This window comes from Amycolatopsis heterodermiae (genome assembly GCF_034929455.1).
In the GTDB taxonomy this organism is placed as follows: Bacteria; Actinomycetota; Actinomycetes; order Mycobacteriales; family Pseudonocardiaceae; genus Amycolatopsis; species Amycolatopsis heterodermiae.
Genome location: NZ_JAYFSI010000002.1, coordinates 59,455 through 80,764, shown reverse-complemented (window position 1 = coordinate 80,764; position 21,310 = coordinate 59,455). Strand labels below are relative to the sequence as shown.

Sequence of the window (21,310 nt, the reverse complement as noted above, 5' to 3'; positions counted from 1 at the left end):
TGTTCGGTGACACTTCGGTGAGGGCAGACGATGCGTGACGATGTGGTCGAGGCGAGTGCCGTGGTCGGGCATCCGCCGGACGTGGTGTGGCAGATCGTCGGATCGCCGGAGTGGTATCCCCGCTTCGTGCCCGAGATCAGCTGGAGCGAGGTGCAGGAGCCGGCCTCGCGCGGGCGCGGCCCCCGGGGCCTGATCCGGATCGTCCCCGAACGCCGCCCGATGCTGGAGACGCAGGTTCAGGCCGTCGTCTACCGGCCGGGCGAGCACGTCGTGTGGTGCGGCGTCCCCGACGACGGCACCTGGGTCTCCCTCGAGCTGAGACCGCTGGCCGGCGGGAGGACCGAGCTCTTCGTGCGGATGATGCTGCAGCCGGCGCACATGGAGCTGGTGTCGTCGATCAAGAAGGACATCCGCGCCGTCGCGCGGCGCCTCGACCTGCACCTGTCGGGCCAGGCCGACCCGGACGCCGGTCCCGACGGCGTCAAGGCCACCAAGCTGCGCACCACGAGCATCCTGGTGCGCGCCGGGGTGCTCAGCCCGGGCCGCCCGGACAAGCTGGCGCGTCAGCTCAACTCCATCTCGCAGTGGGGCGCCACCATCGCCGGCGGCTACCAGGCCGCCGCGGCCCGCGCCGCCGACGAGGTCGCGCTGCACGACGAGCGCAACGTCCGCACCTTCGCCCAGGTCCAGGAGCGCAGCGACCGGCTCACCAACGCGCTCAGCGAGCTCGGCGTCAACGAGCGCGACCGGATCGCGCTGATGTGCCGCAACCACTCCGCGATGGTCGAGTCGTTCGTCGCGGCCAGCAAGCTCGGCGCCGACGTCATCCTGCTCAACACCGGCCTCTCCGCGTCGTCGGTCAAGGACGTGCTGGCCGAGCACCGGCCGGCCGCCGTGCTGGCCGACGACGAATTTGCCCAGACCATTGCGAACGTCCCCGGCGACTTCGCGCGCATCAGCACCTGGCCGGACGCCGAGACCGGCTACCCGACCGTCGACGAGCTGATCCAGTCCGCCCCCGCCGACCGGCCCAAGCCGGCCGAGCGGCCGGGCCGGCTGGTCGTGCTCACCTCCGGCACCAGCGGGACGCCGAAGGGCGCGCGCCGCCCGACCCCGAAGGGCATGGGCGCAGCCGCGTCGATCCTCGACCGCATCCCGCTGAAGGCCGGCGACCGGATCCTCGTGGCGGCACCGCTGTTCCACAGTTGGGGCCTGGCCGCGATGCAGATCGGCATGGCGCTGCGCTCGTCGCTGGCGCTGGTCCGCAAGTTCGACGCCGAAGAGACCCTGAGGACGATCGCCGAGCAGCAGTGCGACGCGCTGTTCGTCGTCCCGATCATGCTGCAGCGGATCATGGACCTGCCCGAGCGGGTCCGCGCGCGCTACGACCTGTCGTCCCTGCGGATCGTCGCGAGCAGCGGCTCGGCGATGTCCGGGACGTTCGTGACGTCGTTCATGGACACCTTCGGCGACGTCCTCTACAACTTCTACGGCTCGACCGAGGTGTCCTGGGCGAGCATCGCCGACCCCGCCGACCTGCGCGCCGCGCCGACCACCGCGGGCCGGTGCCCGCTCGGCACGAACGTCGCGATCCTCGACGAGGACCGCAAGCCGGTGCCGCCCGGCGGCGAGGGCCAGATCTTCGTCGGCAACGACATGCTGTTCGACGGCTACACCTCCGGCATCGACCCGGCGCGCGCGGCGGACCTGATGGCCACCGGCGACGTCGGCTACCTCGACGCGGCGGGCCGGCTGTTCGTCACCGGCCGGGCCGACGAGATGATCGTCTCCGGCGGCGAGAACGTCTTCCCTCGCCCGGTCGAGGAAGCCCTGGTGGCGCTGCCCGGCGTGCACGACGCGGCGGTGGTCGGCGTGGCCGACGCGGAGTGGGGCCAGCGCCTGGCGGCCTACGTCGTCCCGCGGCGCGGCGCCTCGCTGCACGCGGAGGACATCCGCGCCTACATCCACCAGCGCCTTGCCCGCTTCGCCGTGCCGCGTGACGTCTACTTCGTGCCGGATCTGCCGCGCAACGCGACGGGCAAGATCCTCAAGCGCCTGCTGCACGACGACACCTGGCCCGTCACGACCGACTACTGATGCCGGAACACACCCCTGACGGCCGCTTCATCGTGGTCAACGGCCGCCGCTGGCGCGCGACCGACCCCGAAATCCCGGACGACGTCCGGGATCGGCTGCAGAAGCACCTGATGGCCGCACGGCGCGCGGTCGGGGCGGCGGGCGACGACGACGACGCTCGTGCCCGGGCGCGCGAGCGCGTCCAGCTGGCGAAGGTGGCGCTCGGCGAACGCGGCGAGCCGTGGTGGGAGCAAACGTCCGCGCAGCGCCGGGAACGCTGGGAGCGCGGCCTCACCGACCTCGACTGACCGGCTGCCGCAGCACGGTCTTGAGCTTCGCGGGTTCCGTCCGGTCGGCTTCAAGCCTTGCGCGGCAAGGAATTCTTCGTGCAGCCGGGCCGGCAGCGGGCCCTCGTCGTCGTACGAACCGACGTGCAAAGCCTGCGCGCAGTGGCCCTCATCGAACTTCTTCTTGCGGCGCAAGGCTTCCCGGGCCTCGTCGACCCGGTCCGGCCAGGCGATGAGCATCGGCCATGTCCTCCGCCCACCACAACTCTTCCAGAAGCGCTTCGACGGTGCGTTGGCAGCTCTCGGCGGTGTCCGGGTTCCCCCGGCCGTCGATCGCGATGACCAGCTGCACGGGCACGTCCAGCAGCGCCCATTCGGCGGCGCGGACGGCTGGGCGGCGGCCGCCCGGCGCACCTCGGCCAGCCGTGCGCCGACGGCTTCGGCGCGCTCGGCCAGCGCCGCGGCGAGCCGCCCGGGCGGGAGGAGCGGGCTGTTCGCGAGCCCGGCCAGCACCGGCGGGTGCACCGGGCGCAGCTCCGCGATGGCCGCCTCCGCGGCTGCCGCGCACGCTTCCCGGCCGGCTTCGGTGGCCGTGAACGTCTTCTTCGCCTTGGCGTGCGCGCAGTCGGCCGCGACCTCGGCGATCAGGCCGCGGTCGCGCAGCTTCGTCCAGCTCGTGCTGGAATAGGCCGCGTCGTCAACCGAAGAACCGGGTCAGCTCCGCCGCGACCTCGGCCGGCGCCTCCTCGGGCAGGTAGTGGTCGGACGGCAGGGCCCGGCCGGTGACGTCGGCGGCGTACCCGCGCCAGACGTCGAGGACGTCGTAGTTCCGGCCGACGAAGCTGCGTTCGCCCCAGAGCGCCCGGACGGGGACTTCGAGGAGGCGGCCCGCGTCGGCCTCATCGTGCTCGAGGTCGATCGTCGCGGCGGCCCGGTAGTCGGCGCAGGACGCGGCGATGGACGCTTCGTCGAAGCACCGCACGTACTCGGCCATCGCGGCCGGGTCGAACGGCGTGCCGCCCGCGTGCCGGGACGTCATCCGGGCGCGGATCCAGAACTCGGGATCGGCGCCGATCATCCGCTCGGGGATGCCGTGGCCCGCGGTGAGGAAGAACCAGTGCCAGTAGCCGGTCGCGAAATCGCGGTCGGCGCAGGCGAAGGCGTGTCGGGTCGGCACGATGTCGAGCACGGCCAGCGCGCGCACGGCGTCCGGCCGGTCGAGCGCCATCCGGTGCGCGACCCGGCCGCCGCGGTCGTGCCCGGCGACGGCGAAGCGGTCGAAACCGAGTTCGGCCATCACGTCGACCTGGTCCGCGGCCATGGTGCGCTTCGCGTACTCCGTGTCCCCGTTGGTGGGCGCGGGTTTGCCGCTGTCGCCGTAGCCCCGCAGGTCGGCCGCCACGACCGTGAAGCGCTCCGCGAGCAGCGGCGCGACGGCGTGCCAGATCACGTGCGTCTGCGGATAGCCGTGCAGGAGCAGCACGGGCGGGCCCTCGCCGCCGACGGCGCAGCGGATCGGCACACCGGCCTCGACCGTGCGGTACCGGAACGGCAGCGGGACGCTCATCGGGCTCCTCCCAGCTCGTCGAGCACCGCACGGGTGAAGCCCACCGTCGTCGCGGTGCCACCCAGGTCGGGCGTGCGCAGCCGAGTCTTCGCCAGCACCGCGGCGAGCGCACCTTCGACACCGGCGGCGGCTTCGGCGTGGCCGAGGTGGTCCAGCAGCAGCGCGGCGGTCCAGATCGCGCCGATCGGGTTCGCGATCCCGCGCCCGGCGATGTCCGGCGCGGAGCCGTGCACCGGCTCGAACATCGACGGGAACTCGCGCTCGGGGTTGAGGTTCGCGGCCGGGGCGAGGCCGATCCCGCCCGCGACGGCGGCCGCGAGGTCGCTGAGGATGTCCCCGAAGAGGTTGGACGCGACGACGACGTCGTAGCGTCCCGGGTCGAGCACGAACTTCGCGGCGAGGGCGTCGATGTGCTCGGACTCGACGTCGACCTCGGGCTTCGCCGCGGCGCGTTCGGCGACGATCTCGTCCCAGAACGGCATGGTGTGCACGATGCCGTTGGACTTCGTCGCGGACGTCAGCTTCCCGCGGCGGCGCGCGGCGAGATCGAGCGCGAAGTCGACGACCCGCGTGACGCCGGGGCGGGTGAACACGGCCTCCTGCACGGCCAGCTCGCCGGGCAGGCCGCGGTTGAGGCGGCCGCCGATCTCGCTGTACTCCCCCTCGACGTTCTCGCGCACCACGACGAAGTCGACGTCGCGGGCGCCGCGGACCGGGCTTTCGAGGCCGTCGAACACCCGGATCGGCCGGAGGTTGACGTACTGCCGGAAGCCGCGGCGCAGCGGGATGAGCAGGCCCCACAGGGAAACGTGGTCGGGGACGCCGGGCGCGCCGACGGCGCCGAGGAAGAGCGCGTCGTGGTGGCGGACGCGGTCGAGGCCGTCGGCGGGCATCATCGCGCCCTCGGCCAGGTAGCGCTCGCAGGACCAGTCGAACTCGTCGTAGCGGAAGCGCACGCCGTGCCGCGTGCCGGCCGCGTCGAGCACGGCGCGGGCCGCCGGGGTCACTTCGCGGCCGATGCCGTCACCGGGGACGAGGGCGATGCGGTGGGAGGTCATGCCCTCGATGTCAGCAGGCGGCCGCGGGCGGCGTCCAAGACCGGATCACGGCCCGGCTGATAGGCCCTGCCTATCGATCGTGGCGACGAAGGCCGCCGCCGTCGGCGTGAGCGATGGACGGCCGACCAGCGCGACGTGCAGGTGGGCGGGCGGATCCAGGGCGAACACGCGCGCCCCGGCCCGCTCCGCCAGCGACGTCCACGAGTCGGCCAGCACCGCCATCCCGACCCCGCCCAGCACTAGCGGCAGGATCGCCTCCCGGTGCTCGGTCTCCACCACCGGCACGACGTCGACGCCGCTCGCCCGGATGTCGTCGACCAGCCGCCGCATGCCGGTGCCCGGCTGGCCGACGATCAGGCGCCGGCCGGCGAGCAGCTCGCGCGGCACCGGCTCGCCGTCCGGGAACGGCGCGTCCGGGCCGGTGACCAGCACGAACCGCTGCCGGCCGCACGGGACGACGTCCAGCCCGGCGGCCTCGATCGGCTCAGGACCGGCGGCGAGGCCGAGCTCGGTGACCCCGCCGCGGACCATGCCGAGGACCTCGTCCGGGGTGAAGGCCGAGCGCACGGCCACCGTCAGCCCGGGATGGCGCTCGGTGAACCGGCGGATCATGCCGCTGAGCGGCTCGACCGCCTGCGACGGCATGGCGGCGATCTCGACCCGCCCCGCTTCGAGCCCGCCGACCGAATCGACGGCCGACCGCGCGGCGGCGAGCCCGCGCACGATCTGCCGAGCCGGCTCCACGAGCGCGTGCCCGGCCTGCGTCAGCACGAGGCGGCGTCCGACGCGGTCGAACAGGCTGGTGCCGAGGTCCCGCTCGAGGACGCGCACGGCCTGCGAGAGCGACGGCTGCGCGATGTAGAGCACCTGGGCGGCCCGGCTCATCCCGCCGTGGTCGACCACGGCGAGGAAGTACTCGAGCTGCCTCGCGTCCACACTCACCTCCGGGGCGGCCCAGCATAGATCGCGGCGCTGACCTGCGCTCACGGAAATTGTCGGTGGGTACTGGCATGCTTCTCCGGGTAAGCCACCCCGGGCCACCGCCCGGGGAGAACCGACCGGACGGCAAAGGAAACCAGTGGGGGGACAGGTGGTGACGGCGGTGCCGTGGACCGCGGAACGCGTGGCCGGGCTGGCGCCGGATCCCGCTTCGGAGAAGGCGGGCCGGGCGCTCGCGACCCCGGCGAAGTGGTCCGGCGCGGGCGTCTCGGACGAGGCGATCTGGGGCTTTTGCCAAGGCAGCGGCAAGAAGCCGTACCAGACGTGCGTCGAGCTGGCCGAGCCCGCGTTCCGGTGTTCCTGCCCCAGCCGCAAGTTCCCGTGCAAGCACGCGCTCGGCCTGCTGCTGATGTGGGCGGCCGGCCGGATCGACGCCGCGGACCCGCCGGAGTGGGTGCACACCTGGCTCGCCGAGCGCGCGGACCGGGCGCGGAAGGCGGAGAAGCGCGCGGAAGCCGCGGGCCCCAAGGACGAAGAGGCCGCGGCCAAACGCGCCGAGGGCCGCGCGGCGCGCGTCGAAGGCGGCGTCGCGGAGCTGAAGGTGTGGCTGACCGACCGGGTCGGCGCGGGGTTCGCGGGCTTCGACCGCAGCGGCTCCGAGGAGCTGCGCACGGTCGCCGCCCGGATGGTCGACGCGCAGGCGTCAGGCCTGGCGGGCGGACTGCGGCGGGCGGCCGGGATCGTCGGCCGCCGCGACTGGCCGGACGCCCTGCTGGCCGAGCTGTCGCTGCTGTTCCTGCTCGCGGACGCGGCGGGCCGGCTGAATGAGCTGCCACCCGGCCTGGCCGAGACCGTGCGGACGCGGCTCGGGTTCTCGGTGGAGACGGCCCGGGTCCTCAAGAGCGGCGAGCGCGTCGCGGACGACTGGCTGATCACCGGCGCGGCCGACGAGGAGAACGACCGGCTGCTGACCCGGCGCACGTGGCTGCGCGGGCGTCGCACGGGGCGGGACGCGCTGGTGCTTTCGTTCGCGCCACCGGGCCGTCCGCTCGACGCGTCGCTGCCGCCCGGGCACCTGCTCACGGCGGAACTGGCGTTCTACCCGGGCGCCGCTCCCCTGCGGGCCCTCGTGGCGGAGCGGGGCATTCCCCTCCCCGCCCCGACGGCCGCGGGCGGCTCGATCGAGCAGGCGCTGGCGGCGTACGCGAGGGCGATGGCAGCGGACCCGTGGCTGGAACGCTGGCCGGTCCTGCTCTCGGAGGTGACCCCCGCCGAACACGGCACCGGCTGGTGTCTGTCCGAAAAGGACGGCACAGCGCTGCCCCTGGTCCCGTACGCGTTCCCGTGGTCGCTACTGGCCCTCTCAGCCGGCGCCCCTCTGACGGTGGCCGCCGAGTGGAGCCCAGCAGGCCTACGGCCCTTGACGTGCTGGCACGAGAACCGGGCGGTCCGCCTGTGACCCGCCACCCCGAACCACCCGTGTCGACCCCCCAATCACGCGTGTCGACTCCCCAAGCACACGTGCCGACCTCCCAATCACGCGAGTCGTCCATCCAGGTACGCGTGTCGTCCATCCAGGCACGCGAGTCGTCCCGCCAGGCACGCGAGTCGACTATCCAAGTACGCGAGTCGTCCACCCAGGTACACGTGTCGACTGTCCAATCACGCGTGTCGCCCCTTCAAGCACACGAACCGATACACCGGGCACACGTGTCGACCCTCCAATCACGCGAGCCGACTCCGCAAACACAGGTGCCGACTCCCCAAGCACACGTGTCGACCCACCAAACACACGAGTCGACTCCCCAGACACACGAGTCGACTCCCCAAACACAGTTGTCGGTCCCGTACCCACACCGGCCGGGACCCCGCACCAACCCACCGCAAGAACACCGGCAGACCAAGGAGGTGCGCTCATGAAAGCCTGGGAAGACCTCGTCGGCACCGCGCTCCTCGGCACCCGCCGCCGGCCGCTGGACCTCAGCGGTCAACCCCCTGCCGTGCAGGAGATGGCCAACGCACGCAGCGAGCCCGCCGAACAGCTGCTCGCCGCCGCCGCGGTGCTCACCACCTACCGGCGGGCCGGGCGGCGGGCGCTCACCGACGTCAAGCCGCTGCCCGTCGCCGCGGCCGATGAACGTCCTTTCATTCCTGCTCTGGCGCGGGAACGGCTGGCCCGGCTGCTCGCCGCCAGCCATCCCGATCTGCTCCAGGAGTGGCTCGGCGTCCTCGCCGGCACGCGCTTCCGCGTCCCGCCGGAGTTCCTGCCGCTGCTGGCCGAGTCCGCTCGCTCCAAGGCGGCCCTGCGCGGGCCGCTCGTCGCGGTCGCCGGGTCCCTCGGGGCGTGGCTCGGGCAGCGGAACCCCGACTGGGCCTTCCTGGCCGCGCCCGCCGAGGAATCCGGTGACGTCTGGCAGTACGGCAGCCTCGCCCAGCGCCGCCGGTGGCTGGCCGCCCGGCTGACCGACGACGCCGACGCGGCCCGCGAAGCGCTGACGACGTCGTGGAAGAGCGAGCCCGCCGACGTCCGGGCCGACTTCCTCGGCGTGCTCGCCGGGCACGTCCGGGACGCCGACGAGGACTTCCTCGAAGCCGCCCTCACCGATCGCGCGGCCGCCGTCCGGGAGAAGGCCGCCGACCTGCTCGGCCGGCTGCCGGACACCCGCCACGGGCACCGGATGGCCGAACGGCTGCGGCCGCTCGTCCGGCGCCGCGGCCGGGTCCTCGACGTCGCCCTGCCGCAGACCGAGAGCGGCAAGGACGAGGGCACCGTCCGGTTGCGGACGCTGGTCTCGGCCGCGCCGCTGTCCTTCTGGACGGAGTTCGGGCCGCCCGCCGAGGTGGTGCGGATGACCGTCGAAGGCTGCCCGCCCGGCGTCCTGCGAGACGCCTGGGCCGCGGCGGCCCTGCGCCAGCGCGACGAAACCTGGGCCCACGCCCTGATCGGCGCCGACCCCGGCGGGCGCGCCACCCCGCCGCTGCTCGGCGTGCTGGGCCCGGCGAGCCAGGCCGCCACCATCGGGCACCTGGTCGGGCGGCTGCCCACCGAGTCGTTCGCGCGGCTGGTGCACGAGCTGCCCCGGCCGTGGACCGCCGAACTGGGCACCGCGCTGCTCGACTGGATCGCCCGCCAGGACGACCACCGCCTGGTCTCGCACGCCGCCGTCGTGATCGCCCGCGCGGTCCCGGCCGGCTGCCTGCGCCACCCGCTGGCCACCACCCGGCTGACCATGGACGCCGGGCCGTGGCGCCGGGCGCTCACCGAAACGTTGAACTTCCGCCGCGAAATGTACGAGGAGCTCGCATGACCGCCCCCGCCACCGTCCTCCGGCCGCACGCCGAACAGGAGCACGCCGCCGAACTGGCCGCGCTGGCCGCCGCCGACGACCGGGCCAAGCCGCCCAACTGGAACCTCTCCCCCTGGGCGGTCGTCGAGTACCTGCTCGGCGGCACCCTGCCGGACGGCACCGTCATCACGCCGAAGTACGTCGGCCCGCGGCGGCTGATCGAGGTCGCCGTCGCCACTCTGGCCACCGACCGCGCGCTGCTGCTGCTCGGCGTGCCCGGCACGGCGAAGACGTGGGTGTCCGAGCACCTGACCGCCGCGATCAGCGGCGACTCGACGCTGCTGGTGCAGGGCACCGCGGGCACGTCCGAGGAGTCGATCCGCTACGGCTGGAACTACGCCCGGCTGATCGCCGAAGGCCCGAGCCCGGCCGCGCTCGTCGAAAGCCCGGTGCTGCGCGCGATGCGCGACGGGAAGCTGGCCCGGCTCGAGGAGCTCACGCGCATCCCGGCGGACGTCCAGGACACGCTGATCACCATCCTGTCCGAGAAGACGCTCCCGATCCCCGAGCTGGGCGACGAGGTCCAGGCGCGGCCCGGCTTCAACATGATCGCGACGGCGAACAACCGCGACAAGGGCGTCAACGAGCTGTCCAGCGCGCTGCGGCGGCGGTTCAACACCGTGGTCCTGCCGCTGCCCGACAGCGCGGAGGCGGAGATCGAGATCGTCAGCCGGCGGGTCCTGGAGCTGGGCACGTCCCTGCAGCTGCCCGCCGAAGCCGCGGAACTGGCCGAGATCCGCCGGGTCGTCACCGTGTTCCGCGAGCTGCGCTCGGGCCGCACCGAAGACGGCCGCACGGCGGTGAAGTCGCCGTCCGGCACGCTGTCCACCGCCGAGGCGATCAGCGTGCTCACCGGCGGCCTGGCCCTGGCGACCCACTTCGGCGACGGCGTCCTGCGCCCGCACGACATCGCGGCCGGCATCCACGGCGCGGTGGTCAAGGACCCGGTCGCCGACCGCGCGATCTGGCTGGAGTACCTGGAGACGGTCGTCCGCGAGCGCGACGGCTGGTCCGACTTCTACCGGGCCGGCCAGGAGATTTCGTGACCACCACCCACCTGCTCGGCATCCGCCACCACGGTCCGGGCTCGGCCCGGGCCGTGGCGGCGCGGCTGGCGGAGCTCGCACCGGACGTCGTGCTGATCGAGGGGCCGCCGGAAGCCGACGCGCTCGTCGAGCTGACCGAGGATCCGGCGATGGCGCCGCCGGTGGCGCTGCTGGCGTACGCGACCGACGACGTCTCGCGGGCCGCGTTCTGGCCGTTCGCCGTCTTCAGTCCCGAGTGGCAGGCGCTCGCGTACGCGCGGGAAGCCGGTGTCCCGGTGCGGTTCTGCGACCTGCCCGCCGCGAACACCTTCGCCGCCGGGCCGGACGAGCACGCCGGCCCGCCCGGCGACCCGCTCGCGAGCCTGGCCGCCGCCGGTGGTTACGACGACCCGGAACGCTGGTGGGACGACGTCGTCGAGTCGCGGCGGGACGACGCCTCGCCGTTCGAGGTGATCGCCGAGGCGATGACGGCGCTGCGCGAGGGCGAAAAACCGCCGCAGGGCAACGAAGCACGCCGTGAGGCGTACATGCGCTCGGTGCTGCGCAAGACCCGCAAGGACGGCTTCGAGAACATCGCCGTCGTGTGCGGCGCGTGGCACGTGCCCGCGCTGGCCGACCCGCTGCCGCCCGCGTCGCACGACCAGACCGTCCTCAAAGGACTGCCGAAGCGGAAGGTCGCGTGCACCTGGGTGCCGTGGACGCACGGGCGGCTCGCCGCGGCCAGCGGCTACGGCGCGGGCGTGCTGTCGCCGGGCTGGTACCACCACCTGTTCACCACGGCGTCCGACGTCACCACGCGCTGGCTGGCCGGCGTCGCGGCGGTGCTGCGCGAAGAGGACCTGCCGGTCTCGACCGCGCACGTCATCGAGGCGGTCCGGCTGGCCGAGGCGCTGGCCGCGCTGCGCGGCCGGTCCTCGGCCGGGCTGGCGGAGGTCACCGAGGCCACCCGGTCCGTGCTGTGCGGCGGGGACGACGTGCAGGTCGCGCTGGTCACCCGGCGGCTGGTCGTCGGCGAACGGCTCGGCGAGGTGCCGGACCGCGTCCCGCAGCCCCCGCTGGCCGCGGACCTGACCGCGACCGCGAAACGCCTGCGGCTCAAGAAGGACCCGGTCGTCAAGGAGCTCGACCTCGACCTGCGGACGCCGGGCGGGCTCGACCGCTCGAAGCTGCTGCACCGGCTGCGGATCCTCGGCATCGAGTGGGGCACGCGGGAGGCGTCGGCGCGGCGGAACCGGGGGACGTTCCGCGAGACCTGGGCGCTGTGCTGGGAACCGTCGTTCGAGGTCGACCTCGTCGCGGCCGCCGTGCACGGCACGACCGTGCCGTCGGCGGCCGGCTCCGCGGTCCGCGGCACGGTCGAGGGCACCCCGCCGCTCGACGAGGTCACCACCGCCGTGGAGAACTGCCTGCTCGCGGACCTGGCCGACGCGCTGCCCGACGCGCTCGCGGCGCTCGACGCGCGGGCCGCGGCCGACTCGGACGTCGCGCGGCTGATGTCCGCGCTGCCCGCGCTGGCCCGGGCGACCCGCTACGGCGACGTCCGCGGCACCGACACCGGCTCCCTGCGCGCGGTCGCGCTCCGCATGCTGGACCGGGTCTGCGCCGGGCTGCCCCCGGCGACCCACGGGATCGACGACGACGCCGCGACCCGGTTCTGCCAGCTGGTCGACGGGGTCCACGACGCGACCGCGCTGCTGGGCGAGGACGCGAAGGCACGCTGGCTGGCCGCGCTCGCCCGGCTGGCCGAACGCCCGTCGCTGCCGCCGCTGCTGGCCGGGCGGCTGAGCCGGATCCTGCACGACGCCGGGCTGCTCGACTCGCTCGACATCGAACTGCGGCTCGGCCGGGCGCTCACACCGGGCATCACGCCGTCTGCGGGCGCGGCGTACGTCGAAGGCTTCTTCGACGGCGGGGCCCTGCTGCTGGTGCACGACGAAGCCCTGCTGCAAGTGATCGACGCCTGGCTCGCGGCGATCCCCGTCGACGTCTTCACCGAGGTGCTTCCGTTGCTGCGGCGCACTTTCGGGGCGTTCAGCGGGCCCGAGAAGCGGGCGATCGGGCAGCGGGCGGCCGGGCTGACCGGCGCCACGCGGGTCGTCGTGCCGACGGCCGACGAACTGGACGAAGAACGGGCCGAGCGCGTGCTGCCCGTCATGGCGACACTGCTGGGGGCCGGGGCATGAGCGTGGACACGGACCGGTTGCGCCGCTGGCGGCTGGTGCTGGGCGGTGACGGCGCCGGCCCCGGGTCGGGACTGGAAGACGCCCAGCTGTCCGAAGAGGACAGTGGCGTGGACAAGGCGCTGGCCGCCCTCTACGACAAGCCGGACGAGGACGCCACCGGCGGCCCGCGGAGTGCGAACCTGGGCGCGTCGGCGCCGCGGGTCGCGCGCTGGCTCGGCGACGTCCGGCGTTACTTCCCCAGCACCGTCGTGCAGGTGATGCAGCGCGACGCGGTCGACCGGCTCGGGCTGACCCGGATGCTGCTGGAGAAGGAGCTGCTCGCGGCGGTCGAGCCGGACGTCCACCTGGTCGGCACCCTGCTTTCGCTCAACAGCGTGCTGCCCGAGGAGACCAAGGAGACCGCGCGCGAGGTCGTCCGCAAGGTCGTCGAAGAGCTGGAGGAACGGCTCGCCGACCGCACGCGCGCGGCGATCAAGGGCGCGCTCGACAAGGCGTCGCGCACGCACCGGCCGCGTCCGGGCGACGTCGACTGGGCCCGCACGATCCACGCCAACCTCAAGCACTACTCCCCCGAGCTGCGCACGATCGTCCCGGAGAAGCTGATCGGCTTCGGGCGGCGGCAGCAGGCGGTGCAGCGCGACGTGATCCTGGCCGTCGACCAGTCGGGCTCGATGGCGGAGTCGGTGGTGTACTCCGGGCTGTTCGGCGCGGTGCTGGCGTCGATGCGGGCGCTGAAGACGTCGTTCGTCGCGTTCGACACCGAGGTCGCCGACCTCACCGAGCACCTCGCCGACCCGGTCGACGTGCTGTTCGGCACCCAGCTGGGCGGCGGCACCGACATCAACCGGGCGATCGCCTACTGCCAGGGCCTGGTCGGCCGCCCCGAGCAGACGCTGCTGGTGCTGATCAGCGACCTCTACGAAGGCGGCGACGAGGACGAGCTGCTGCAGCGGGTCGCCGAGCTGGTCAACTCGGGCGTCCAGGTGGTGACGCTGCTGGCGCTGTCCGACTCGGGCGCGCCGTCGTACGACCACGAGAACGCGGCGGCGCTGGCGGAGCTGGGCGTCCCGGCGTTCGCGTGCACCCCGGACCAGTTCCCGGAGCTGATGGCGGCCGCCGTCCGCGGTGACGACCTGCAGGCCTGGGCCGCCCGCGAGAGCAGCTGAGTTGCGGGATTAAACCTACCCCGGCCGCTGTTCAACAGGATGCGGGACGTTCTCGGGGCCCGCACCGCCGACCAGGAAGGGACGGCAGCCATGAAGGTCCGCAGTTCGCTTCGTTCGCTCGCCCGCCAGCCGGGCGCCCAGGTCATCCGCCGCGGGACGCGCGTGTTCGTGATCAACAAGGACAACCCGCGCTCCAAGGGCCGCCAGGGCTGAGCGACACGGCCGGGCCCGGAACCACGCGGTTCCGGGGCCGGCCGTTTTGCGCCCGCGTCGACTTAGCAGTGAAAATCCATCCGCAGGGTCCCGATCAGCCCGTACCAGCCGGCCGGGAAGTGGCCGGTCGCGAACCACCGGTACTGCAGGCTGCTGTCCGGCAGGTTCTTCGCGAACTCGTTCCCGTCCGGGGTGTCCGGGAAGGTGTTGCCGAGCAGGCCGAGCTCGGCGCCGTTGCGGTCCAGCACGTGCACCCACATCAGCCAGGCGTCGTTGTCGTCGCTGCTGGTGACCGTGCCGTCGAACGAGGCCGTGCCGTCCGGGTTGAGGGTCCAGCTCGCGCCGTGGAACAAGGTGCAGTCACCGGAGTGCAGGTCACTGTTCCAGGTGAAGCGGATCCCGGCCGCTGTGGACGCCGGGGCGGCCACGCCCGCGGTGACCGCGGCCGGCTGAGCGGCCGAGGCCGGTGCGGTGAGCGCGAACCCGCTCGCCAGGACGGCCAGAGCCACCGCCGTAGTTTTCGCCAGGGAACCGAACTTTCGTCGCATCAGGTGTTCCTCCCGTAATCACGTGAATGCGTACGTTCCTCACCGTGACACGGCCGTGAATCGATCACCAGAAGCGAACGGACACGGAATTCCACCCACAGGGGCGGCTTTTGCGCTGCCCGAAAACGCAGGGCTAAGCGGGCACCGGGGACTCCGCGCGGCCGAAGCGCATGACGCCGTCCTCGAGGCGGTTGAAGCGCATGTCCGCGAGGTCCAGCAGGTAGTTCTGGCGCATCATCCAGGGCCGACGCTCGCCCTGCTTCGGCAGGTCCGCGGCGGCCCTCTTGATGTACCCGGACGCGAGGTCGACGATCGGGCGCGGACGGCCCGCGCTCGACGCGCCGGCCGCGTCCGGGGTGCACGACACGAACCCGCGGCGGTCCAGGTGCTCCAGGAGGCGGCAGACGTACTGGGACGTCAGGTCCGCGCGCAGCGTCCACGAGTTGTTCGTGTACCCCACGCACCACGCCAGGTTCGGGATGCCGCCGAACATCATGCCCTTGTACGCGCGCTGCTCGCCCGGCTCGATCTCGCGGCCGTCGACGGTCAGCGTGATCCCGCCGAACGCCACCAGCCGCAGCCCGGTCGCCGTCACGATGACGTCCGCGGGCAGCTCCCGGCCGGACTCGAGAAGCACCCCGCCGGGAGTGAACCGTGCGATCCGGTCCGTCACGATGTCGGCCTTGCCCGAGCGCAGCGCCTGGAACAGGTCCGCGTCCGGCACCAGGCACAGCCGCTGGTCCCACGGGTTGTAGTCCGGCACGAAGTGCGGGTCGACCGGGATCGACGCGGGCAGCTGCGCCGCGACCCGGTCGCGCAGCGTCCGGGACGCCCGGTCCGGCAGCCGCCGCAGCAGCTGGAAGAAGAACGTGCCCAGCACGACGTTCTTGCCGCGCACCACCCGGTGCGCGAGGTGCTCCGGCAGCAGCGCGCGGATCCGGTCGGCGAGCGCGTCCCGCCCCGGGCGCGCCACGATGTACGACGGCGAGCGCTGCAGCATGGTCACCCGCGCTGCGCGCGGCGCCATCGCCGGGACGAGCGTCACCGCCGTCGCGCCGCTGCCGATCACGACGACCTGCTTGCCGTCGTAGTCCAGCTCGTCCGGCCACTGCTGCGGGTGCACGATGTCGCCCGCGAACTCGCCGCGGCCCGGGAAGTCGACGACGTGCCCGCCCGCGTAGTCGTAGTAACCGCTGCACAGGTAGAGGAACCGGCAGGTGAACGTGGCGCCGTGCGCGGTCGAGACCGTCCAGAGCGCGTCGGCGGACGACCAGCTCGCGCCCACGGCCCGGTGCCCGAACCGGATGTGCCGCTCGATGCCGTACGCGGCCGCGGTCTCGCGGACGTAGGCGAGGATCGATGGGCCGTCGGCGATCGCCTTCGGGTCCTTCCACGGCCGGAACGGGTAGCCGAGGGTGAACATGTCCGAATCGGACCGGATGCCCGGATACCGGAACAGGTCCCAGGTTCCCCCGATCGTGTCACGCGCTTCGAGGATCGCGTAGCTCTTGCCCGGCAGGCGTTCCTGCAGCCGGCAGGCCGCGCCGACGCCGGACAGGCCGGCGCCCACGATCAGGACGTCCACGTGCTCCGCGCTGGTCATGAAATCCAGCGTAACGGAGGTGGGGACCACGCTGGGCCGGGTCGGGGCACCGACCCAGCGTGGAGGCCTGCTTCAGCTTTCCGGGGGTCCGGGTGGCGGAGCCCCCGGCCGGGGCGAAGCCCCGCATGTCACAGGGGCACGACCTTCGTCGCGCCGAACGAACCCTTCAGCGGCACCACGACCGGCTTGCCGCGCACCGTCACCGTCACACTGTCCTGTGTTTGCGTCGGATCCGACACCGCCAGCTGGGCGCCCCAGCCGCACCGCCCGATCGCCACGGACGCCGGGCCGGACACCCGGACGTCGCCGACCGAACCCGCCGCGAAGAAGTTCGCCAGCAGGGTGTCGCCGACCTGGATCGCCTGGACCGTCGCGGTGTTGGCCCGGATATGCCACGTCCAAGAAGCGCCGACCGTGCCGAGGACCGACGCGCCCGGCAGCACCGCGTACGCGTACTTCGCGTCAGACGGCTTGATCCCGTGCTCCAGCACCAGCTTCTGGTACCGGCGGGTGTTCGGCGTCGTCGTGCCCTTGGTGTTGGCGCCGGTGTCGATGTCGCGCCACGCGCCGGTGCGGTCCTCCCGCAACGCCGTCACGGACGCGTCGTCGAGCAGCACGTACCCGCTGACGTTCTCCAGGTGCAGCCACTTCGGCCGCAGCGCGGAGGCCTTGCCGAGGTCGGTCGCGACGCGCCGGAAGTCCGCGGTCAGCGTCCCGCGACCGCCCTCGCCGAGGTTGCGGTTCTCGATCGTCGTACGCACCGCGGCCGCCGACGTACTGGTGATCCCCGCGCCCAGGCAGACGACCCCGGACGGCGTGAAGAACCACGACTTCTTCGCGACCAGCGAACCGTCCCAGGACTTGAAGTCGAACGCGTAGGCGCCGTGCCGGTCGTCCCAGCGGACGCCGCCGGTGTGGGGGTTCGGGCCGACCGGCACGTTGCCGAACGCCGGGTCGGCCGGGCCGGCGTTCTCCGTCGTGCCCGGCAGCAGCAGCGGGTCGACCGTCGGCCAGTAGGCGTCGGTGTAATGGCCCTTGGCGTTCGGCAGGAACGTGTAGAGCACGCCGTCACCGACGTAGTAGCCCTTGAGGTTCTGGCCGTTGATGGACTCGTAGCGCGAGATCCGCGTGGAGCTGACCCCCAGGGACGCCGTCCAGTCCTCGGTGACGTGCACCATCCGGTCCTGCTGGCCGAAGATGCGGTGCGCGGCCGTCGTCCGGGCCGGGCGCGTGTGGGCGGCCAGCATGTCCTGGGCGAACTCGATGCCCGGCGTGGCCACGAGGTCCGGGCCGGGCGCGAACCGCTCGGGGTCCGGGATCTTGAGGAACGGCGCGTACGTGCCCTCCGTGATCCACTTCGCCGCGAGCGCGTTGAGGTCGGTCTTGGTCTTGCCGGAAGCCGTCCGGGCCAGCACCAGCGTCGCCACGGTCAGCTGGTGGCCGATGTCGTGCCCGGTCTCCCCCTGCCGCGACAGCATCCGGCCGCGCACCGGCTCCAGCAGCGCGCCGGCGTAGACGAACGGCGCGAACGCGTCCGCGACCAGCGCGTAGATCTTGTCCTTGAGCGGCTGCGGGAGCGCGTACTCGGTGCCCTGCGTGACGTGGATGGCGCCGGCCAGCGCGGTGAGCAGCACGATGCCGTAGTGCCCCGGGTACGGGATGGTGTCGTGCTGGATGAACGAGCCGTCGACGTGGAAGCCGTCGCCCGCGGCGCGGTCCAGCCGCGCGACGACGCTCGCCGCGCCCCCGCCCGCGACGTCCGTGAGCGCGTCGATGCCGGTCTTGATCCAGGCCGTGTCGCCGATCAGCGCGCCGGCGACGATCGAGATCAGGCCCTTGTCCGCGCGGTTGGCGCCGGTCTCGACGAGCGCGGTGTTGTTCGCACGGACGTTCGGGTTGCCGACGAACCGCTTGATCGGGCTGACGTACCGGGCCAGCTCGTCGGCCGTCAGCTGGTCGGCAACCACCGAAAGCGTGTGCAGGACGTAGTACGGGACGCCGATTTCGTAGGTGTACCAGTTGCCGATCTCGCCGACCGTGGTGTTGTACTGGCTTTGGTAAATCAACTCCAGGGCCGCCTTGATCCGGGCGAGCACGGCCGGGTCGCCGTAGAGCGCGCCGCCCGGGGTGCCCCAGTCGACGGCGATGGCGCGCAGCCGCGCGTACATCGACGTGGTGTAGTCGCTGCCGGGGCCGAGCGGCAGGTCCGTCCACAGTGGAGCACCACCGCCCGCCACGGACAGGCTGTCGTTGTAGGCCTTGGCGACGCGGCCCAGGTTGGCCAGCGCCGCGGTGCGTTCGGGCGAGGGCCGGTTGATGCCGCTCTGCAGCTGCCGGTAGGCCGCGACGATCGGCGCGGTCGCGGCGGGCACACCACTCGCCGCCGCCACCGGGGTGGCCGCGGAAGCGAACGCGGGACGGGTGAGGAACACGGTGGAAGCGGCCGCCAGGGCGCCGCCGCGCAGGGCGTTTCTCCGGTTCACGGGCATGACAATGCCTCCCAGGATCAAGACATCCTTGGCTTGCGGGGAAAGGGAATGCGGCGGCGGCGTTCGGGGTCGTGAGTGGTTAGGGCGGTTCTAACCGCCCTAACCACTCACGACGGGGTCAGCGGGTTCCGTCGGTGCGTCGGGGCAGCTGCCAGGGGTTGGCCTCCTGCAGGGGTTCGGGCAGTAGCGCGTCCGGGAAGCCCTGCCAGGCGATCGGGCGGAGGAACCGCTCGATCGCCGCGGTGCCGACGGACGTCGTGGTCGGGGCGGTCGTGGCCGGGTACGGGCCGCCGTGCTGCTGGGCCCAGCTCACCGTGACGCCGGTGGGCCAGTCGTTCCACAGCAGCCGCCCGGCGACGCGGGCCAGGGACGGCAGGACCGGCCGGAGCCAGTCCGCGTCGGACTCCTCGCCGTGGATGGTGGCGGTGAGCCCCGGTTCGACGACGTCGAGCAGGCTCAGCAGCTCGGTCTGGTCGGCGTAGGTGACGATGAGGGACGCCGGGCCGAAGCACTCCTGGTGCACGGCCTCGCCGCCCTCGAGGAACTGCTTGCCGGTGGTCGCCAGCAGCGTCGGGGTGAACGCGGGCGCCTCGGACGGCGACGCCGACACGACGTCGACCCCCGGGACCTCGCGCAGCTTCGCGAGCGTCGAGGCGTACCCGCTCGCGATGCGGTCGTTGAGCATCGGCTGGGCCGCGGCGCCTTCCAGCGCCGAGCGCAGCGTCTCGGTCAGGCCGTGGTCCTCCGGCAGGAACAGCAGGCCCGGCTTGGTGCAGAACTGGCCGGCGCCGAGGGTGAACGACCCGGCGTAGCCCTTCGCGACAGCCTCGCCGCGGGCGGCGATCGCGCCCTCGGTCACGACGACCGGGTTCACGCTGCCCAGCTCGCCGTAGAACGGGATCGGCCGCGGCCGCGCGTTGGCGATGTCGAACAGCGCCCGCCCGCCCGGGATCGACCCGGTGAACGATGCCGCCGCGATCCGCGGGTCCTTCAGCGCGGTGACGCCCTCCTCCTGGCCGAAGATGACGTTGAACAGCCCGGCGGGAGCGCCCGCCTTGATGAGCGCCTCGCGCACGATCAGGCCGGTCTGCGCGGACAGCTCCGGGTGGCCCGGGTGTGCCTTGAGGATCACCGGGCAGCCCGCGGCCAGCGCGGACGCGGTGTCGCCGCCGGCGACGCTGAACGCGAACGGGAAGTTGCTGGCCGCGAACACCAGCACCGGGCCGATCGCGGTCTTGACGCGCCGGATGTCCGGGCGCGGGCCCATCGGCCAGTCCGGGTCGGCGTGGTCGACGGTGGCGCCGAGGTACTCGCCCTCGGTGAGGACCTCGGCGAACAGCCGCAGCTGGAACGTCGTCCGCTTCAGCTCGCCGGCCAGCCGCGGGGTGGCGGGCAGGTGCGTCTCGGCGTGGGCCAGCGGGACCAGTTCGTCGGCCGCGGCGTCGAGCGCGTCGGCGACCGCGGTCAGCCAGCGGCCGCGCTCGGCCGGGGTGGCCTCCGCGGCGGGGCGGGCGGCTTCGGCGGCGGCCGCCAGGATCTTCTCGAGCGTGGCGGCGTCGGTGGCCTGGCTCATTTCGGGAACAGCTCCTCATTCGACGGTTCCGGGTCCGGGGGCGGGCCCCCGGCGGGGTCCGGGGTTCGACCCCGGATATCTCAGTTTTCGTGGGCGGCGGCGGTGGCGGTGTCCAGGTCGCGCCAGCGGCCCGGACCGGCCAGTCCGAGGTGGTACAGGTGCAGCTCGGCCGCGCCCGCCTTGGCGAGCTCGCCGACGTAGGCGGCGATGTCGGGCACGGGGGCGGCCGCCACGGCGGTGATGTAGCTGCCGATCGCCACCCGCTCCGGCAGGGCCTCCCTGGCCGCGGCGACGGCGTCGGCCCCCGTCGCGGGCGCCCAGCCGAAGAGTACGACCGTGTCTACAGTGTCCATCGCGCCCGGCGTGAGGCCGGGCAGCGCGCCGGTGACCCAGGGGTCGAGCGCGCCGTGCAGCACGATCCGGGTGCCCGCCGGGAGCGTCGCCAGCACGGCGGCCCGCAGCAGGTCGGTGGCCTTCTGTCTTGTAAACAGAAGCTCCTGACGAAGCGAATCAGGCAGCGCGTCGGCCGTCACGCCGAGGTCGCCGGTGGCGATCAGCCGCCGGACCTCCTCGACGAGCTGGGCCCGGACGGTGTCCGCGTCGACGTCCCACGAGGAAGCGCACGCGTCGCAGCAGCAGATCGACAGCAGCCGGGCCACCGCGGGCGCCCAGACGCCGTCGGTCTTCTCGTGCTGGTGCTGGTGCACCGCGCCGAGCGGGCCGCAGGCTTCGAGGATCACCGACGACAGGTCGAGGCCGGCGACGGCCTCCGCGGTCAGCGTCGCGGCGTACTTGCGCACCGCGGGCTGCGACGGGCACAACGCCCACGGGTAGACCTCGCCGAAGCAGTTCCGCACGGCGACGTCCGGGTGCTCGTAGCCGAGCTGCGAGCTGTGCGTCAGCACGATCCACGCGGCGGCCGGGATCCCGGCCTCGTTGAGCAGCCGGACGGCGTCACCGCCACTGTCCTCGGTGGACACCCAATCCGGCGCGGCCGGTTGCAGGTCACTCCACACAGAAGTGCGCACCGGCCGGTAGAACGCGGCGTGCCGCGCGACCACCGCCGTGCGCGAAGCCGACCACGGCGTCGCCGCGCGGGCGCTGTGGTACGACAGCGCCACGGCCACCTCGTCGACGCCCAGGTCGCGGGCCCGCGCGGCGAAACCGTCCTCCAGGACGTCCCACGGGTAGGCGTATCCGGTCACCTTCACCGGG

The 21,310-nt window shown here is 73.2% G+C and carries 17 protein-coding genes; 9 read left to right on the top strand and 8 right to left on the bottom strand.

Features of this window, described 5'->3' with window-relative positions; translation table 11 throughout:
• Window positions 1-30 precede the first annotated feature (30 nt).
• The 3 genes from VA596_RS11090 to VA596_RS11080 all read left to right on the top strand — a co-directional run bounded on the left by VA596_RS11090 (window position 31) and on the right by VA596_RS11080 (window position 3,051).
• On the top strand, window positions 31-2,097 hold the full coding sequence (locus VA596_RS11090) for an AMP-binding protein (protein ID WP_323325906.1): 2,067 nt from the start codon (window positions 31-33) through the stop codon (window positions 2,095-2,097).
• On the top strand, window positions 2,097-2,384 hold the full coding sequence (locus VA596_RS11085) for a hypothetical protein (RefSeq protein WP_323325904.1): 288 nt from the start codon (window positions 2,097-2,099) through the stop codon (window positions 2,382-2,384). Before VA596_RS11090 ends, VA596_RS11085 begins: the two co-directional genes overlap by 1 nt.
• Before the next feature lie 211 nt (window positions 2,385-2,595).
• Window positions 2,596-3,051: a hypothetical protein gene (locus tag VA596_RS11080; RefSeq protein ID WP_323325902.1), complete on the top strand. Its 456-nt coding sequence runs from the start codon at window positions 2,596-2,598 to the stop codon at window positions 3,049-3,051.
• Between the two features lie 9 nt (window positions 3,052-3,060).
• On the opposite strand, the gene VA596_RS11075 is transcribed toward VA596_RS11080, so the two are convergent.
• The 3 genes from VA596_RS11075 to VA596_RS11065 are packed head-to-tail and all read right to left on the bottom strand — an operon-like array spanning window position 3,061 to window position 5,924.
• Window positions 3,061-3,930 carry an alpha/beta hydrolase gene (locus VA596_RS11075; RefSeq protein ID WP_323325900.1) on the bottom strand — a complete coding sequence of 290 codons (870 nt, stop codon included), beginning with the start codon at window positions 3,928-3,930 and terminating at the stop codon, window positions 3,061-3,063.
• On the bottom strand, window positions 3,927-4,988 hold the full coding sequence (locus VA596_RS11070) for a tartrate dehydrogenase (RefSeq protein WP_323325899.1): 1,062 nt from the start codon (window positions 4,986-4,988) through the stop codon (window positions 3,927-3,929). Before VA596_RS11070 ends, VA596_RS11075 begins: the two co-directional genes overlap by 4 nt.
• Window positions 4,989-5,033: 45 nt before the next feature.
• On the bottom strand, window positions 5,034-5,924 hold the full coding sequence (locus VA596_RS11065; protein WP_323325897.1) for a LysR family transcriptional regulator: 891 nt from the start codon (window positions 5,922-5,924) through the stop codon (window positions 5,034-5,036).
• Between the two features lie 142 nt (window positions 5,925-6,066).
• Between VA596_RS11065 and VA596_RS11060 the strand changes: the two genes are divergently transcribed.
• The 6 genes from VA596_RS11060 (at window position 6,067) to VA596_RS11035 (ending at window position 13,882) form a co-directional block, all read left to right on the top strand.
• The gene (locus VA596_RS11060) at window positions 6,067-7,386 is read left to right on the top strand and encodes an SWIM zinc finger family protein (protein ID WP_323325895.1); all 1,320 of its coding nucleotides are present in this window, start codon (window positions 6,067-6,069) and stop codon (window positions 7,384-7,386) included.
• Between the two features lie 457 nt (window positions 7,387-7,843).
• Window positions 7,844-9,235, top strand: a complete 1,392-nt coding sequence (locus tag VA596_RS11055; RefSeq protein ID WP_323325893.1) for a DUF5691 domain-containing protein — start codon at window positions 7,844-7,846, stop codon at window positions 9,233-9,235.
• Window positions 9,232-10,320, top strand: a complete 1,089-nt coding sequence (locus tag VA596_RS11050) for an ATP-binding protein (protein WP_323325891.1) — start codon at window positions 9,232-9,234, stop codon at window positions 10,318-10,320. Before VA596_RS11055 ends, VA596_RS11050 begins: the two co-directional genes overlap by 4 nt.
• On the top strand, window positions 10,317-12,503 hold the full coding sequence (locus VA596_RS11045) for a DUF5682 family protein (RefSeq protein ID WP_323325889.1): 2,187 nt from the start codon (window positions 10,317-10,319) through the stop codon (window positions 12,501-12,503). Before VA596_RS11050 ends, VA596_RS11045 begins: the two co-directional genes overlap by 4 nt.
• Window positions 12,500-13,669 (top strand): VWA domain-containing protein, encoded by a 1,170-nt coding sequence (locus tag VA596_RS11040; protein WP_323325888.1) that lies wholly within the window; start codon window positions 12,500-12,502, stop codon window positions 13,667-13,669. Before VA596_RS11045 ends, VA596_RS11040 begins: the two co-directional genes overlap by 4 nt.
• Window positions 13,670-13,759: 90 nt before the next feature.
• Window positions 13,760-13,882, top strand: coding sequence for a ribosomal protein bL36 (locus VA596_RS11035; RefSeq protein ID WP_323325885.1), 123 nt, complete (start codon window positions 13,760-13,762; stop codon window positions 13,880-13,882).
• Between the two features lie 62 nt (window positions 13,883-13,944).
• Here the strand turns inward: VA596_RS11035 and VA596_RS11030 are convergent, their stop codons facing one another.
• The 5 genes from VA596_RS11030 to VA596_RS11010 form a co-directional block, all read right to left on the bottom strand.
• Window positions 13,945-14,430, bottom strand: a complete 486-nt coding sequence (locus tag VA596_RS11030; protein ID WP_323325883.1) for a DUF6294 family protein — start codon at window positions 14,428-14,430, stop codon at window positions 13,945-13,947.
• A gap of 133 nt (window positions 14,431-14,563) precedes the next feature.
• Entirely contained in the window at window positions 14,564-16,033 is a 1,470-nt protein-coding gene (locus VA596_RS11025; RefSeq protein ID WP_323325881.1) for a flavin-containing monooxygenase, read from the bottom strand.
• Between the two features lie 128 nt (window positions 16,034-16,161).
• Complete coding sequence (locus VA596_RS11020) at window positions 16,162-18,522, bottom strand: polysaccharide lyase 8 family protein (RefSeq protein WP_323325879.1); 2,361 nt, start codon at window positions 18,520-18,522, stop codon at window positions 16,162-16,164.
• A gap of 118 nt (window positions 18,523-18,640) precedes the next feature.
• Window positions 18,641-20,095: an aldehyde dehydrogenase (NADP(+)) gene (locus tag VA596_RS11015; protein WP_323325877.1), complete on the bottom strand. Its 1,455-nt coding sequence runs from the start codon at window positions 20,093-20,095 to the stop codon at window positions 18,641-18,643.
• Window positions 20,096-20,175: 80 nt separating this feature from the next.
• Window positions 20,176-21,306 (bottom strand): hypothetical protein, encoded by a 1,131-nt coding sequence (locus tag VA596_RS11010; RefSeq protein WP_323325875.1) that lies wholly within the window; start codon window positions 21,304-21,306, stop codon window positions 20,176-20,178.
• Between the last annotated feature and the right edge of the window lie 4 nt (window positions 21,307-21,310).

Bases quoted from the DNA above. Each gene is read 5' to 3' on its own strand.
- VA596_RS11090 (WP_323325906.1), top strand. From the start codon at position 31: ATGCGTGACGATGTGGTCGAGGCGAGTGCCGTGGTCGGGCATCCGCCG.
- VA596_RS11085 (WP_323325904.1), top strand. From the start codon at position 2,097: ATGCCGGAACACACCCCTGACGGCCGCTTCATCGTGGTCAACGGCCGC.
- VA596_RS11080 (WP_323325902.1), top strand. From the start codon at position 2,596: ATGAGCATCGGCCATGTCCTCCGCCCACCACAACTCTTCCAGAAGCGC.
- VA596_RS11075 (WP_323325900.1), bottom strand. From the start codon at position 3,930: ATGAGCGTCCCGCTGCCGTTCCGGTACCGCACGGTCGAGGCCGGTGTG.
- VA596_RS11070 (WP_323325899.1), bottom strand. From the start codon at position 4,988: ATGACCTCCCACCGCATCGCCCTCGTCCCCGGTGACGGCATCGGCCGC.
- VA596_RS11055 (WP_323325893.1), top strand. From the start codon at position 7,844: ATGAAAGCCTGGGAAGACCTCGTCGGCACCGCGCTCCTCGGCACCCGC.
- VA596_RS11050 (WP_323325891.1), top strand. From the start codon at position 9,232: ATGACCGCCCCCGCCACCGTCCTCCGGCCGCACGCCGAACAGGAGCAC.
- VA596_RS11040 (WP_323325888.1), top strand. From the start codon at position 12,500: ATGAGCGTGGACACGGACCGGTTGCGCCGCTGGCGGCTGGTGCTGGGC.
- VA596_RS11035 (WP_323325885.1), top strand. From the start codon at position 13,760: ATGAAGGTCCGCAGTTCGCTTCGTTCGCTCGCCCGCCAGCCGGGCGCC.
- VA596_RS11030 (WP_323325883.1), bottom strand. From the start codon at position 14,430: ATGCGACGAAAGTTCGGTTCCCTGGCGAAAACTACGGCGGTGGCTCTG.
- VA596_RS11025 (WP_323325881.1), bottom strand. From the start codon at position 16,033: ATGACCAGCGCGGAGCACGTGGACGTCCTGATCGTGGGCGCCGGCCTG.
- VA596_RS11020 (WP_323325879.1), bottom strand. From the start codon at position 18,522: ATGCCCGTGAACCGGAGAAACGCCCTGCGCGGCGGCGCCCTGGCGGCC.
- VA596_RS11015 (WP_323325877.1), bottom strand. From the start codon at position 20,095: ATGAGCCAGGCCACCGACGCCGCCACGCTCGAGAAGATCCTGGCGGCC.